This is a genomic window from Streptomyces albus subsp. albus (assembly GCF_000725885.1).
Taxonomy (GTDB): Bacteria; Actinomycetota; Actinomycetes; order Streptomycetales; family Streptomycetaceae; genus Streptomyces; species Streptomyces albus.
In genome coordinates this window covers 318364-332249 of the sequence record NZ_JODR01000008.1, presented here as the reverse complement: position 1 = coordinate 332249, position 13886 = coordinate 318364, and the positions used below count along the sequence as shown (strand labels likewise).

Annotated in this window: 9 protein-coding genes; 2 read left to right on the top strand and 7 right to left on the bottom strand. The window is 72.5% G+C overall.

Going from position 1 to position 13886, the window contains the following annotated elements:
* Nucleotides 1–85 precede the first annotated feature (85 nt).
* Entirely contained in the window at nucleotides 86–2404 is a 2319-nt protein-coding gene (locus IO40_RS36865; RefSeq protein ID WP_037653584.1) for a PucR family transcriptional regulator ligand-binding domain-containing protein, read from the bottom strand.
* Nucleotides 2405–2469: 65 nt separating this feature from the next.
* Nucleotides 2470–4731, bottom strand: a complete 2262-nt coding sequence (locus IO40_RS0110880) for a type IV secretory system conjugative DNA transfer family protein (RefSeq protein ID WP_033228718.1) — start codon at nucleotides 4729–4731, stop codon at nucleotides 2470–2472.
* Nucleotides 4732–5219: 488 nt separating this feature from the next.
* Here IO40_RS0110880 and gabT point away from each other — a divergent pair, with 488 nt between their 5' ends.
* Together gabT and IO40_RS33425 are read left to right on the top strand one after the other, a co-directional pair.
* Complete coding sequence (gene gabT / locus IO40_RS0110875) at nucleotides 5220–6578, top strand: 4-aminobutyrate--2-oxoglutarate transaminase (RefSeq protein ID WP_016470147.1); 1359 nt, start codon at nucleotides 5220–5222, stop codon at nucleotides 6576–6578.
* Between the two features lie 476 nt (nucleotides 6579–7054).
* Nucleotides 7055–7774, top strand: a complete 720-nt coding sequence (locus tag IO40_RS33425) for a phosphatase PAP2 family protein (protein ID WP_031175328.1) — start codon at nucleotides 7055–7057, stop codon at nucleotides 7772–7774.
* Between the two features lie 38 nt (nucleotides 7775–7812).
* Here the strand turns inward: IO40_RS33425 and IO40_RS0110865 are convergent, their stop codons facing one another.
* The 5 genes from IO40_RS0110865 to IO40_RS0110845 all read right to left on the bottom strand — a co-directional run bounded on the left by IO40_RS0110865 (nucleotide 7813) and on the right by IO40_RS0110845 (nucleotide 13741).
* Entirely contained in the window at nucleotides 7813–9237 is a 1425-nt protein-coding gene (locus IO40_RS0110865) for an NAD(P)/FAD-dependent oxidoreductase (RefSeq protein WP_033228714.1), read from the bottom strand.
* Nucleotides 9238–9315: 78 nt separating this feature from the next.
* A complete protein-coding gene (locus IO40_RS0110860) occupies nucleotides 9316–10104 on the bottom strand; it encodes an ABC transporter permease (protein ID WP_031175326.1) in 789 nt (262 codons plus the stop codon).
* 167 nt (nucleotides 10105–10271) lie between these two features.
* Complete coding sequence (locus IO40_RS0110855; RefSeq protein WP_016470143.1) at nucleotides 10272–11240, bottom strand: ABC transporter permease; 969 nt, start codon at nucleotides 11238–11240, stop codon at nucleotides 10272–10274.
* Nucleotides 11237–12382: an ABC transporter ATP-binding protein gene (locus tag IO40_RS0110850; protein WP_031175325.1), complete on the bottom strand. Its 1146-nt coding sequence runs from the start codon at nucleotides 12380–12382 to the stop codon at nucleotides 11237–11239. The genes IO40_RS0110855 and IO40_RS0110850 overlap by 4 nt, the downstream gene beginning before the upstream one ends.
* A gap of 117 nt (nucleotides 12383–12499) precedes the next feature.
* Entirely contained in the window at nucleotides 12500–13741 is a 1242-nt protein-coding gene (locus IO40_RS0110845) for a polyamine ABC transporter substrate-binding protein (protein WP_030406951.1), read from the bottom strand.
* Nucleotides 13742–13886 lie beyond the last annotated feature (145 nt).

The window sequence follows — 13886 nt, the reverse complement described above, 5'->3', positions numbered from 1 at the left end:
CGCGGGGCCGTGGTGCCCCTGTACCGCGGCCCCGTGATGTCCGGGCACGGTCCCGCGTGCCCGGGCGCGCCTCCCGCGGACGCCGTCAGCTGGTGGCCTTCAAGGCCAGCCACAGCTCCATCCGGACGTCCGGGTCGTCCAGGGACCGGCCGAGGATCTCCTCCACCCGGCGCATCCGGTAACGCAACGTGTGCCGGTGCACACCGAGTTCGGCGGCTGCCGCGTCCCACTGGCCGTGCCGCGAGAGCCAGGCCCGCAGCGAGGCCACCAGATCACCCCGCCCGTTGGCGTCGTGCTCGCGCAGCGAGCGCAGCAGACCGTCCGCGAAGGCGCGCACCGCGTCGTCGGCCAGCAGGGGCAGCACCGAACCGGCGGCGACGTCCTCGTGCTCCACCAGCGGCACCCCGCGCCGCCGGGCGACGGACAACGCCTGATCGGCCTGCTTGAAGGCGACCGCAGCCGCCGGGAGCCCGGCCGGCGCGGACACACCGATGGCCAGCCCCTCCTCGGCACCGCCCTCCGGGCGCCGCCCCGGCTGCGCGGCCGGCGCCGTCGCCGCGAACTCCGCGCACGCCGCGACCGCCGCACCGCCGTCCGAGGCCAGCACCACGAGCCGCGCCCCGTCGGGCACCACCAGCACCGCCTCACCACTGCGGGCCGCCGCCGTCTCCACCGCGTCCGCCAGCTCCTCCAGCGGCCACACGATCCGGTCCAGCCGCCCGCCGTCCCCCGCGTCCTGCTGCGGGCCGACCACCACGCCGGACGCGGCCGAAGCCGGAGCGGGGGCAGGGAGGGAGACGGCCGTGGAGGGCTTCGGCACGGCCGGCCGCGGCCCCTCGGCCACGGCACCGGACGACGTGGAAGAGCCCGGCACCGGGCCCTGGCCGGTGGTGGGACGCGGACCGGTGGCGGGTCCGGTGGTGGGACCGGGGCCGGCGGGCAGCCCGTGACCGGTGGCGGGTTCCTGGCCCGTTGCGGAGCCGTGACCGGTGGTCAGCCCGTGGCCGGTGGCGGGGCCCTGTCCGGTGGCGGGTCCGGTGGTGGGACGCGGACCGGCGGCGGACCCGGTGGTGGATCCGGTGGTGGAGGAGACGTGCGCCGTCGCGGACAGCCGCGCCGCCGATGCCTTGCCCGCAGCCGGTTTCGCCCCGGACGGCCTGCCGGCCACAGGCTTCCCCGCCGACGCCTTGCCGCTCTGCGATTTGCCGCCCTGCGCCTTCCCCGCCTGGGCCCTTCCTGAAGCGGACGTGGCCGCCGTGGCGGACCGGCCGCCCGGGGAGACGGCCAGATCGGTCAGCCCGCACGGCTCCCCCGCCCTGGCCAGATAGCCGGTCGGGCCGGACGACGCGAAACGCGCCGGCACCGCGGGAGTGCCGGGCTGCGCCGGGAAGCCCGCACGCGCCGCCCCCGACTGTGCCGTGATGCTCTCGTGCGCGTACCGCGCGGCAGCGGCGGAAGCCGGCTCGGCGACGATCACCCGCATCGGGGCGTCCAGCAGCCCGCCGTACAGCTGCCCCGCCACCGCCCGCGCATGGTCGCCCTCACCGACCAGCAGCATCTTCATGACGGCCGCGCCCAGCCGCTGCTCGGCCTCCTGCAGGGCCCGCGAACGCTCGGTCGTCAGGGTCAGCAGGGCGATCGCCGAGTTCACCGCGTACCGCTCGGCCGTGCCCAGCGGCGCCGCCGTTCCCACGGCCAGCACCGCCTTGGCGCGCCGGCCCGTCCCGATCGACTGCAACTCCACCCGGTCGTCGCCGCTGTCCGCCTCGCTGACCACCGCACTGGCCGGCGCCGGCCGGTCCCGCAGCCGCTCCGCGTCGCCCACGAACCGCGCCGCACGGCGGACCGCCCACGCCGGAGCCGTCGCCACGACGGTGCCGGAGGCGTCGTACAGCGCCGCCCAGCCGTCCACCTGCGACGCCAGCCGCGCCAGCAGCGCGGAGGGCCCCTCCCGGGAGAGCGCCGCGCGCGTCATCTCCCGCTGCGCGTCGAACCCCGCGGTGACCGCCCGGTACTGCTCCGCCGCGATGTCCGCCGAGACCGCCTTGCTGATCGCGATGAACGGAGTGCGCCTCGGCACCTCCAGCAGCGGCAGATCCGCGGCGGCGCAGGCGTCGATCAGCGCCTGCGGCACGCCCTCGTAGTTGACCCCCGCCGCGAAACCGAGTCCCACCACGCCCTTGCCGACGAGCTTGCCCACGTAGGCGCGCATCACCTCGGGGTCGGCCGCGTCCAGCTTCAGCCCTGTGAACAGTATGAGTTCCCCGCCGTCCATGTACGGCGTCGGATCGGCCAGCTCACTGGCGTGCGCCCACCGCACGGAAGCGTCCAGCCGGTCATGCCCCGCGAGCACGGACAGACGCAGCGCGGAGTTCTGGACGAGCGTGGCAAGAGTGGGTGGCATAACGCATTTCACGGTACAGGCGTCGGACGTCGTCCGGTCATTCACCCGTTCGGGCGTGCTCCGCCTCACTCCCCCAGTTTCGTGAGGATCGGCGGGGTGCGCTCGCCACGCACCGTGGTGAACGACAACACGGCGTGCTCGGGCTGCAGCTCGTTGGCCAGGTCCGACGCCGACCAGCGCTCACGCTGCTCGCTGCGCACCGTGACGGACTCGGCCGTCACATGCTTTCCCGTCGCCAACCGGCGGACGGCGTGCAGCATCCGCGTGACCGGCTCGTCCGACACGAGCTGACGGTTGGTGACCGTCCGTGTCTGCACCCACTCGGTGCCCCACACCTCGGCGAACCGCTCCGCGTCCCACGGCGTCACCCCCGCACACACCATGCGGCAGCCGACCGCACCCAGCAGGGGGCCCCGCAGCGGCTCGGGCACGTCGTCCAGCGCGCGCAACGTCAACAGCACCCCCGCGTGCGCCGACCGCAGCCGCTGCAACCCGCGCAGCGCCTGCGGGGTGACCGTCTGCGCCGCGTCGTCCAGCACCAGACAGGCGAACAGCGACTGGTCGCCCCGTGCGACCGCGCACTCGGTGAACTGCGCCAGCACCAGCCTCGCCAGGATCCGGGACGCCTCCGCGTGCCCGCGCTCCGGCAGATCGATACGGACCCGCAGCGGATGTTCCAGCGCGCGCAGCGAGAACGGGCGCCGCCCCCGCGCCCGCGGGCTGCCCTCCGGAAGGAAGAAGTCCGCGAACGCCGGCCGGTCCAGCAACGCGATACGGTCCGCCAGCAGCGCTGCCGTGTCCCCCGCCCGGCCCGACTGCCGCTCGAACGCGTCCAGCTCACGCAGTTGCGCGCCCTGCCCCGTATCGCTCAGCGCCTTGCGCAGGGCGTCCAGCGCACCCGGAGCGCCGTCCAGCAGCTCACGCAGCTCCGGCACCGCGGGAAAGCGCCCGTGCACCGCCGCGAACGGGCCGATCAGCTGGGCCAGCGCCGTGGCCGCCCGCCGGCTGTCCCCGCCGGGCAACGCCGTGACCAGGTCCCCGACCAGGGCCTCCGCCAGCATCCCGGCCGCCTCGTCCGGATCCGTCGTCCCGCCGTAGAGGTCGAGATCGTGGGTGGAGTCGGGGTGCCCCAGCCGGATCACCAGGTCGAACGACGCGTCCTGGACGAAGTGCCCGCCCGCCGGGCTCACCGCGATCACCGCCGCCTGGCCGGCCAGCGCCTGGAGACAGAGCGACTCCACCACCGGCCGCGCCAGCTTCGTCGTCTTGCCCGTACCCGGCGGCCCCACCGCCAGCGCCGAAGTGCCCAGCAACGACGGCTCCAGCGCGATGCCCGCACCCCGGTACTCGTGCGGATTGCGCTCTGAGTCGACCGCCCGGCCGATCCGGACCTGGCGCAGCGAGAGATCGTGCCGGGCCGCCCGCACCGGCAGGTCCCGGGCCCCGGACGGATGCCCGCACGCGCCCGCGCCCTGCGCGCGCACGTTCTCCACGAACGCCGCCAGTCGCTGCGGACGCGCCCGCACCGCCTGCCACGCCCGCTCGATGCGGGCGTGATCGACGTCGGTCATCCGCCCCGCCCGCAGCTCCGCCGCCAGCCGGTCCGCCGCCTCCCCGGCCCCACCGGTCCGCAACTCGGGCCACTCGACGGGGTCCTTGTGGGGCGGAAGCATCGCGGCGGGCGCCGTCTCCTGGGGGACCGCACCGTCGGGCACGATCCCTCCCGTCCGGCGGTTCGCATCCCCCCGCAGCCGCGCCATGATCCGGCGCACCAGCTCGTCCCACCGCCCGATCCGGCCGAAGAAGACGGCGAGGCCGAGGAACAGGACCGCGGTGTAGAGCCAGGAGGCAAAGAGGAACAGGCCGTGGTTGCCGCCTTCCTTCCGCCACGAATCAGGAGTGAGAGCGAGGAGGGGCCATTTCCAGTAGCTCCCCAAGTACCCGTTCCACAACAACGACCACAACAGCCACCCCATCAGGAAGGAGACGATCGCACCGCTCACCAATTGGCGGGCCGGGGTGCGTTCGGGGTCTTCCGGGGGGCGGGGCTGGTAGCCGCAGCGCCAGACGCCCGGCTGGGCCTCGGGGCGGGGCAGCCGGAGCCAGTCGGCGAGCGGGGGCGCCGACCGGGGCGCGGCGGCGGGCATGGGCGGGGGTACGGCCTCGACGCCGAGCCCCGTCGTGTTCTCGGCCCCGCCCGGCGGCGAAGCCGGGGGCGGCGGGACGGGAGGCACCGGGGGGCGGGAGTGCGGTACGTCCGCCCACGGCCGGGCTGCGCCGTCCGGGGTGTCCGTGCCCTGCTTCCGGTGGGGAAGCCCCATGTCCATGTGCTGCCTCAGTTCCTCGGTGCCCCGACGCGCCGGTGCCGTGCCCGGCGCCCTCCTGCCCCCAATCTAGCGGCTGACCACGTCAGTTGAACCACCAGAAACCGGGCGTCGGGACAGCCGGTCCCGGAACAGGACGGCAGTGCCCCCCCCGCGGGAGGACAGCCGCTCCGGAACAGGACGGCAGCCGGTCGGGAAGCCGGAGGACAGCCGACCCGGAAGCGGCGACGGACGAGGCGCCCGCCCCACCGGCGGACGAGGCACCGGCCCCGCCGGCCCGCCCACCCGCCAGTACGGCTCGCCCGGCGGACCGGCGGACCGAGGGACCGGCAGACCGGCGGACCGGGCGGACAGCCCAGCGCACCCCACACCCCCTATGTCCGCTGCGGCCAACCCCGGGTTCGCACTTCTCCGGAGCGGAGCATGTGTCGGCTCTGCGCGTGCCCCTAGCCTGCGAGTACCAGACCCCCGTTCCTCCCGAGGAGTGCGCTATGACCGCAATGACTGAACTGTCCGGAGGGCCGTCCCTCCCCCAGGAGCGGCGTGTCGTCACCGCTGTCCCCGGGCCGAAGTCGCAGGAGCTGATGGCCCGCAAGCAGGCCGCGGTCGCCGGCGGTATCGGGACGGTGCTGCCGGTCTTCGCGCGCCGGGCCGGCGGCGGTGTCCTGGAGGACGTGGACGGCAACTCGTTCATCGACCTCGGCTCCGGTATCGCGGTGACGTCCGTGGGCAACAGCGCGGAGGCCGTGGTCCGCCGGGCGACGGAACAGCTCAACGCCTTCACGCACACCTGTGCGATGGTGACGCCGTACGAGCCGTACGTGCAGGTCTGCGAGGAGCTGGCGAAGCTCACGCCCGGTGACCACGCCAAGAAGAGCGCACTGTTCAACTCGGGTGCGGAGGCGGTGGAGAACGCCGTCAAGGTCGCACGCGCGTACACGGGCCGGCAGGCCGTCGTGGTCTTCGACCACGGCTACCACGGCCGCACCAACCTGACGATGGCGCTGACCGCCAAGAACATGCCGTACAAGCACAGCTTCGGCCCGTTCGCCCCCGAGGTGTACCGCGTGCCGGTCGCCTACCCCTTCCGCTGGCTGACCGGCCCGGAGAACTGCGCCGAGGAGGCGGCGGCGCAGGCGATCGAGCAGATCACCAAGCAGATCGGCGCCGACAACGTCGCGGCGATCATCATCGAGCCGGTGCTGGGCGAGGGCGGTTTCATCGTTCCGGCCAAGGGCTTCCTGCCGAAGATGCAGCAGTTCGCGCGGGACAACGGCATCGTGTTCGTCGCGGACGAGATCCAGTCCGGCTTCTGCCGTACGGGCCAATGGTTCGCCTGTGAGGACGAGGGCCTGGTGCCGGATCTCATCACGACCGCGAAGGGCATCGCGGGCGGTCTGCCGCTGGCGGCCGTCACGGGCCGTGCGGAGATCATGGACGCCGCGCACAGCGGCGGGCTCGGCGGCACCTACGGCGGCAACCCGGTGGCCTGCGCCGCCGCGCTGGGCTCCATCGAGACGATGCGGGAACTGGATCTGCCGGCCAAGGCCCGGCGGATCGAGGAGATCATGAAGCCGCGTCTGGAGAAGATGGCGGAGCGGTTCGGGGTCATCGGCGAGGTCCGCGGACGCGGCGCCATGCTGGCGATCGAGCTGGTGCAGCCGGGCGGCAAGGAGCCGAACCCGGAGGCCACCGCCGCGTTGGCCAAGGCATGCCACCAGCAGGGTGTGCTCATCCTGACGACCGGCACCTACGGCAACGTGGTGCGGTTCCTGCCGCCCCTGGTGATCGGCGAGGACCTGCTCAACGAGGCCCTGGACGTGCTGGAGGACGCGCTCTCCCAGCTGTGAGAGCCGAAGCACTGTCTTCCTGTCAGGGGGCGCACAGCGGCATGTGCGCCCCCTGACCCGTTCCGGGGGCCGGTAACGTGGTGCGTCCGGGACGGCGGGTGGTCCGTCCCGTCGCGTGGGCGATCCGCCCGGACGGCGAAGGGCGCGGGGAGCGGTACCGGTGAAGAATGTGTGCGAGGCCGATGTCCGGTGCGTGATCCGGCTGTCCGGCCGCGCTTCGCTGCCGTACGGTTTCCGCAGTTGCCGGGAGGCGGGAAGGGCCACCTCCAGCGTCCCGGCCCGAGCCCGTCTTTCCCCAGGACAGGCCCGGTCGTGCTCTCGCGCACACTGCTCAGGGATCGGATGACCGTGTGTCCCACACCCCCCGGGACCCACGGAAACCCGGTCGCGCCGGCCGCCCCGGAACTTCGCTCCTCCCGGTTCCCGGGCGGCCCGCCACGTCTCTGACCGGTTCCCCTCCTTCGTCACTCTCGCCCATGCGGCTGCTGCTGAGCTGCCTGCTGTGTTCGGTGGCCTTCGCGCTGAGCACCTGGCAGGTGCTCGGCTCCGGACCGCTGGTGCGCTGGGACGAGGACCTGGGCGTCGCGCTGCGGCACGCTTCGCCTTCCACCGTGCCGGCCGAAGCGCTGTCGGACATCGGCAACATGGCGGTGGCGCTGCCGCTGCTCGCCGCCGCGATGGCACTGCGCCTCCTGGCCGGGCGGGGACGCGGCTGGTGGCCGGTGCTGTGCTGTGCCCTGGCCATGGGGGCGATGGCCGTCGTCGTCTCGCTGGTCAAGGTGTGGACGGACCGTGCGGGTCCGCTGGGCGGGAGCGGCTACTTCCCTTCCGGGCACGCGGCCACCACGACGGTGGCTCTCGGCGGTGCCGTGCTGCTGCTGTCCGGCCTGCTGTCCCGGCCGGGGCGCATCCTGGCGTGGGTGGCTGCGGCCCTGCTGACGGCGGGGAACGGGCTCGGCCTGGTGTGGCGGGGCTACCACTGGCCGCTGGACGTGGCCGCCAGTTGGTGTCTCGGGGCGCTGCTGCTCGGCGCGGTCGCCGTCGCGGCCCGGCCCGGGCACCTGCCGTACGGCACACCGGCCGCCGGAGACGACCGGACGGACCCCGAACCGGAGGGCGCCGGCCGAGCGGACACCGACCCGCCCGGCGCCGACGGACCGGACACCGAACCGCAGGACGGCCCTCGCCAGACGTGAGACCGTCGTCCGGCGAGGCCGTCACCCGGGTGAGGGCGTCAGCTGTCGAAGCCCATGCCGACCTTGTCCATCGCCCGCAGCCACAGGTTGCGCTTCCCGGCCCTGGCGTCGGAGCGGGCCAGCGACCACTGGGTGATGCCGATACCGGCCCAGCGCACCGGTTCGGGCGGGAAGGGCAGCGGCTTCTTGCGCACCATCTCCAGTACGGTGCGCTCGGTGCGTTCGCCCGCGAGCAGGTCGAGCACCACCTCGGCGCCGAAGCGGGTGGCGCCGACGCCGAGTCCGGTGAAGCCGGCGGCGTAGCCGACGCGTCCGTCCAGGGCGGTGCCGAAGAACGGCGAGAAGCGGGAGCAGGTGTCGATGGCGCCGCCCCACCGGTGGCTGAACCGGATGCCTTCCAGCTGTGGGAAGCAGCGGAAGAAGTGGCGGGCCAGTCTGGCGAACGTCTCGGGCCGCTGGTGGTAGTCGCGGGAGACGCGGCTGCCGTAGTGGTAGAGCACGTCGTAGCCGCCCCACAGGATGCGGTTGTCGGCCGTGATGCGGAAGTAGTGGAAGTGGTTGGCGCTGTCGCTGATGCCCTGCCGGTTGCGCCAGCCGACGGCGGCCCGCTGTTCTTCGGTGAGGGGCTCGGTCATCAGCGCGTAGTCGTAGACGGGGACGATGTAGGTCCGGACGCGGCGCAGCAGTGAGGGGAAGGCGTTGGTGGCCAGGGCGACGCGGCGGGCGCGTACCCGGCCGTAGGGGGTGGCGACGGCGGCCTGTGCGCCGCGCGCGCCCAGCCGGGTGGCGGGGGTGTGTTCGTAGATGCGGACACCGGCCTGTTCGCAGGCGCGTTTGAGGCCCCAGGCGAGGCGGGCGGGGTTGAGCATGGCGACGCCAGTGCGGTCCCACAGTCCGGCGAGGAAGGTGGGGGAGTCGGCCTCGGCACGTACGGCGTCGCGGTCCAGGAGGGTCAGCTGGTCCCCCAGGCCGAGGGCGCGGGCCTGTGCGGCCCATTCCTCCAGTTCGGCCACCTGGTGGGGTGCTGTGGCGACGTTGATCTCGCCGGTGCGTTCGAAGTCGCAGTCGATGCCGTAGCGGGTGACGGCTTCCTCGATGGCGTCGAGGTTGGCCTGCCCGAGCCGTTCCAGGGTGGTGAGCTCCTGGGGCCACCGGGCCAGGCCGTTGCCGAATCCGTGGGTGAGGGAGGCGGCGCAGAAGCCACCGTTGCGCCCGGAAGCGGCCCAGCCGACTTCCTCGCCCTCCAGGAGCACCACGTCGCGTGCCGGGTCGCGTTCCTTGGCGAGCAGCGCCGTCCACAGGCCGCTGTAGCCGCCTCCGACGACGAGCAGGTCGCAGCTCTCGTGCCCGACGAGGGCGGGCCGGGGTGCGGGACGGTGGTCGGGGTCGTCAAGCCAGAAGGGGGTGGGCCGGGCGTCGGCCAGGGAGCGGAGGGCAGCTCGGGAGGCCACGGCATCGCTCACGGTTATCGGCTCCTTGTTCGCATACCGAAGGACATACCAAAGGACGCTGTGCGCCGGAGACGGACGGGCACCGCGGGTTCAGGACTTCCTGCGGCGGTTCGTCACGAACTGCCCGCACACCACGAGAGCGACGGCGAGCACGAACATCGCCGATCCGATGACGTTGACCTGCACGGGGACCCCGCGCTGCGCCGCTCCCCAGACGAACATCGGGAAGGTGACGGTGGAGGGGCCCGCGTTGAACTGGGTGATGATGAAGTCGTCGAACGAGAGCGCGAAGCTGAGCAGCGCGCCCGCGGCGATACCCGGCGCGGCCAGCGGCAGGGTGACCCGCAAGAAGGTCTGGAAGGGCCCGGCGTACAGATCGCGGGCGGCCTCTTCGAGGCGGGGGTCCATGCTCATCACCCGCGCCTTGACCGCGACGACGACGAAACTCAGACAGAACATCACATGGGCGATCAGTATGGTGACGAAGCCGAACTGGACGCGCATGTTGAGGAAGAGCGTGCCGAGTGAGGCGGCCATCACGACCTCGGGCATGGCCATGGGGAGGAAGATCAGCGCGTTGGCCGTGCTCCTGCCGCGGAAGCGGTACCGGGCGAGGGCGAACGCGGCGAGGGTGCCGAAGACGGTGGTCAGGAGGGTGGCCAGTATCGCGATCCGGAGGCTGCGGCGCAGGGAGCCGCACATGTCGGCGACGCCGCAGGGGTCGGTCCAGGCGTCGGCGGAGAAGGCCTGCCAGGAGTAGTTGAAGCGGCCGGCCGGCTTGTTGAAGGAGAACAGCAGGATGACCAGGTTGGGCAGCAGCAGGTAGACGAGCGCCGCACAGCCCGCCAGGACGACAGCGTTCTCCCGGACCCAGCGCAGCGGCGAGCGCCGGGACCGGGCGGCGGGCGGTTTCTCCGGCTTCTGCGGCTCCTTCGGCTTCTTCGGCGAACCGGTGGCCGGTTTCTCCGGCGGGCCGGCGGAAGCCGCCGGCGGCGATCCGGGGTGCCGGGACGGGGGCGGGCCGGCGGGGTGGTCGGCTGCGGGCATCAGACCAGTTCCTCCGTTCCGGCCTTGCGCATGTAGACGCTGACGATGATCAGGATGAGGGCCATCAGCAGGAAGGACATCGCCGCCGCCGTCGGGTAGTCGAGGACGTTCAGGAACTGTTTCTGGATGGCGTTGCCGACCATCTGTTCGTTCGGGGAGCCGAGCAGCTGGGCGTTGATGTAGTCGCCGGAGGCCGGGATGAAGGTGAGCAGGGTGCCGGCCACCACTCCGGGCAGGGAGAGGGGGAAGGTCACCTTCCGGAAGGCGGTGGCCGGGGTGGCGTACAGGTCGCGGGCGGCCTCCTGGAGCGAGGTGTCGATACGCTCCAGGGAGCTGTAGAGGGGCAGCACCATGAACGGCAGGAAGTTGTAGGTGAGGCCGCAGACGACGGCGAGCGGGGTGGCCAGGAGCCGGTCGTCACCGGTCAGTCCGAGCGCGCTGGTGACGTCCAGGACGTGCAGGGAGTGGAGGGCACGGACGACGGGGCCGCCGTCGGACAGGATCGTCTTCCAGGCCAGGGTGCGGATGAGGAAGCTGGTGAAGAACGGCGCGATCACCATGACCAGTACGACGTTGCGCCACCGGCCCGCGCGGAAGGCGATCATGTAGGCGAGCGGGTAGCCGATCAGCAGACACAGCACGGTGGCGGTGGCCGCGTAGCCGAAGGAGCGCAGGAAGTGCTCGCCGTAGGTCGCCAGCGCGTCGGTGTAGTGGGAGAACTGCCAGGTGACGCGGAAGCCCTCTTCGAGGGAGCCGCTCTGCACGGAGGTGGACGCCTGGTAGAAGAGCGGCGCGACGAAGAAGACGGCGAGCCACAGCCCGGCCGGCGCCAGCAGCCAGTAGGGCGTCAGTCCGCGTCGGCGCGGTGCGCCCTCGGCTCCGTCAGGCGCCCCGCCGTCCGTGCTGCCGGGTTGCCGGCCGGCGCCGGCCGGGCCGGAGAGCCCCGAGGGGGGCGCGGCGGCCGTCACAGGGTCTCCTCGCCGGCCGCGGCGTCCTGGGCGGCGTCCAGCGCGAAGGTGTGGGCGGGGCGCCAGTGCAGGACGACAGGGGCTCCGGCGGTCAGCCGGCTGTCGCGTTCCAGGTTCTGCGCGTAGACGGTCAGTTCGGCACCCGCGGGTGTCTCCACCTGGTACTGCCAGGAGACGCCCAGGTAGCCGGCGTCCTTGATGCGGCCGGTGAGGCGGTTGTGCCCATCCGGCACCGTGGCCGCTTCCTCCGCGCTGACCAGGGCGATCTTCTCGGGGCGTATCCCCACCAGCACCATCGCGCCCGGCTCCGTGTCGCCGGCGGAGCAGCGGTCCGGGGGCACCCGCAGCGCGCCGTCGGCGCCGGGTACCTCGACCCGCAGTCCGGCGGATGCCGTGCCGGCAGTGTCCTGGCCGGCGAGGACCTTGGCCTCGACGAGGTTGGAGGTACCGAGGAAGTTGGCGACAAAGGTGGAGCGCGGGTTCTCGTACAAATCGGCGGGCGGTCCGAGCTGTTCGACCCGCCCCTGGTACATCACCGCGACGCTGTCGGCCATGGTCATGGCCTCCTCCTGGTCGTGTGTGACGTGGACGAAGGTGATGCCGACCTCCGTCTGGATGCGTTTGAGTTCCAGTTGCATCTGGCGGCGCAGTTTGAGGTCGAGGGCGCCCAGCGGTTCGTCGAGCAGCAGGACGCGGGGCCGGTTGATCAGTGCGCGGGCGAGGGCGACGCGCTGCTGCTGGCCGCCGGAGAGCTGGCGCGGTCTGCGGCGGGCCAGGTCCCCGAGCTGGACGAGGTCCAGCATCTCGGCGACCTGTGCCCGGACGTTCTTGATGCCGCGCCGCCGCAGTCCGAAGGCGACGTTCTCGGCGATGTCCAGGTGCGGGAAGAGCGCGTAGTTCTGGAAGACGGTGTTGACGGGCCGCTTGTGCGGCGGCAGCCGGGTGATGTCGTCGTCGCCGAGCAGGATGCGGCCGGCGGACGGCTCCTCCAGGCCGGCGATCATGCGCAGGGTCGTCGTCTTGCCGCAGCCGGAGGCACCCAGCAGGGCGAAGAAGGAGCCCTCGGGGATGGTGAGGTCGAGCGGGTGGACGGCGGTGAAGTCGTCGAAGCTCTTGCTGATACCGGAAAGAGTGAGGGTCATGACCGGTCCTCGGGGTGAGGGGGACGGGCCCGGCGGCCGGACGGGCGGCCACCGGGGGCGGCCCGGGCGCCCTGGAGCGCGCCCGGCGGGCGGGGGCTGGGACGGGAGGAGGGGCGGTCACGCCCCGATCAGGGCGGAGAACTTCTCCTGGTAGCGGGCCTCTTCCGCAGCGCTCATGGGCCGGAAGTTCTTGCCCTTGGCGATCATGTCGGCGTCGGGGAAGACCAGCAGGTCCGCCGCCAGATCCTTGTCGATCTTCTCCATCTCGGCCTTGGCCCCGGTGACCGGACAGATGTAATTGACGTACGCGGCCAGTTCCGCGGCGACCTCGGGCCGGTAGTAGTAGTCGATCAGCGCCTCGGCGTTGGCGCGGTGGCGGGCCTTGGCGGGCACCAGCAGATCGTCGGTGCCGAACAGGTATCCGCGGTCCGGTACGGCGAACTCGATGTCCTCGTTGTCGAGCCTGAGCTGCACGATGTCACCGGCCCAGGCCAGGCATGCGGCGATGTCGCCGGAGTTCAGCTCGTCCAGGTAGTCGTTGCCGCTGAACCGCCGCAGCTGTTTGCGGTCCACCGCCTTCTGGATGCGGGCAATGGCCGCGTCGAACTCGTCGTCCGTGAAGTGCTCGGAGTCGGCGCCCATGTCGAGCATCGTCAGACCGATGGTGTCGGTCATCTCGGTCAGCATGGAGATCCGGCCCTTGAGCGACTCGTCCTCCAGCAGCTGGGTGACGCTGGTGACCTTCTTCCCCTTGGTGGCCTTCTTGTTGTACGCGACGATGCAGGCGGTGCCCGCCCAAGGGTAGCTGTACTGCCGCCCCGGATCATGCGCCGCGGCCCGGAAGCGGTCCTCCAGATTGGTGACGGCGTGGGTGAGGTTGGCCGGATCGAGGCGCTGGGCCCAGCCCTGCCGGATGACGCGGCCCGCCATCCAGTCGGAGAGGCACACCAGATCGCGTCCGGTGTCCTGGCCGGCCGCGAGCTGCGGCTTGATCTTGCCGTAGAACTCGTTGTTGTCGTTGATGTCCTCGACGTATTCGACCTCGATGCCGGACCGGCGCTCGAAGCGGTCGAGGGTGGGGTGCCGCTTCTTGTTCTTCTTGCCGACATCGATGTAGAGCGGCCAGTTGGCGAAGTTGAGGACCCGCTCCTTCTTGGAGTGGTCGGGGGTGTCCTCCGGGGCGTCGCCGCTCTTGCTGCCGGCGGCCGGGGGGATGCCGCAGGCTGCGAGGGCGGCGCCGGCCGCGGCGAGGGAGGCCCCACGCAGCAGCCGGCGCCGGGTCATCGCGGCGCGACCGCTGGTCAGGCCGCGTTCCCACGCTTTGGCGACGGGTTCCGGCAGTCCTTCGTACAGGTCCATGGCGGGACCGCCTTCCTGGGAAGGGACGAGAAGGGGCTGGGGACGGGGGCGGGACGGAACGGCGCGGCCGACGGGTTGTCGGGCCCGGCGGGCCCGGCGGGTCCGGTCCGACCGGTCGGGTCCGGCAGGTCCGTTCCGACGGTTC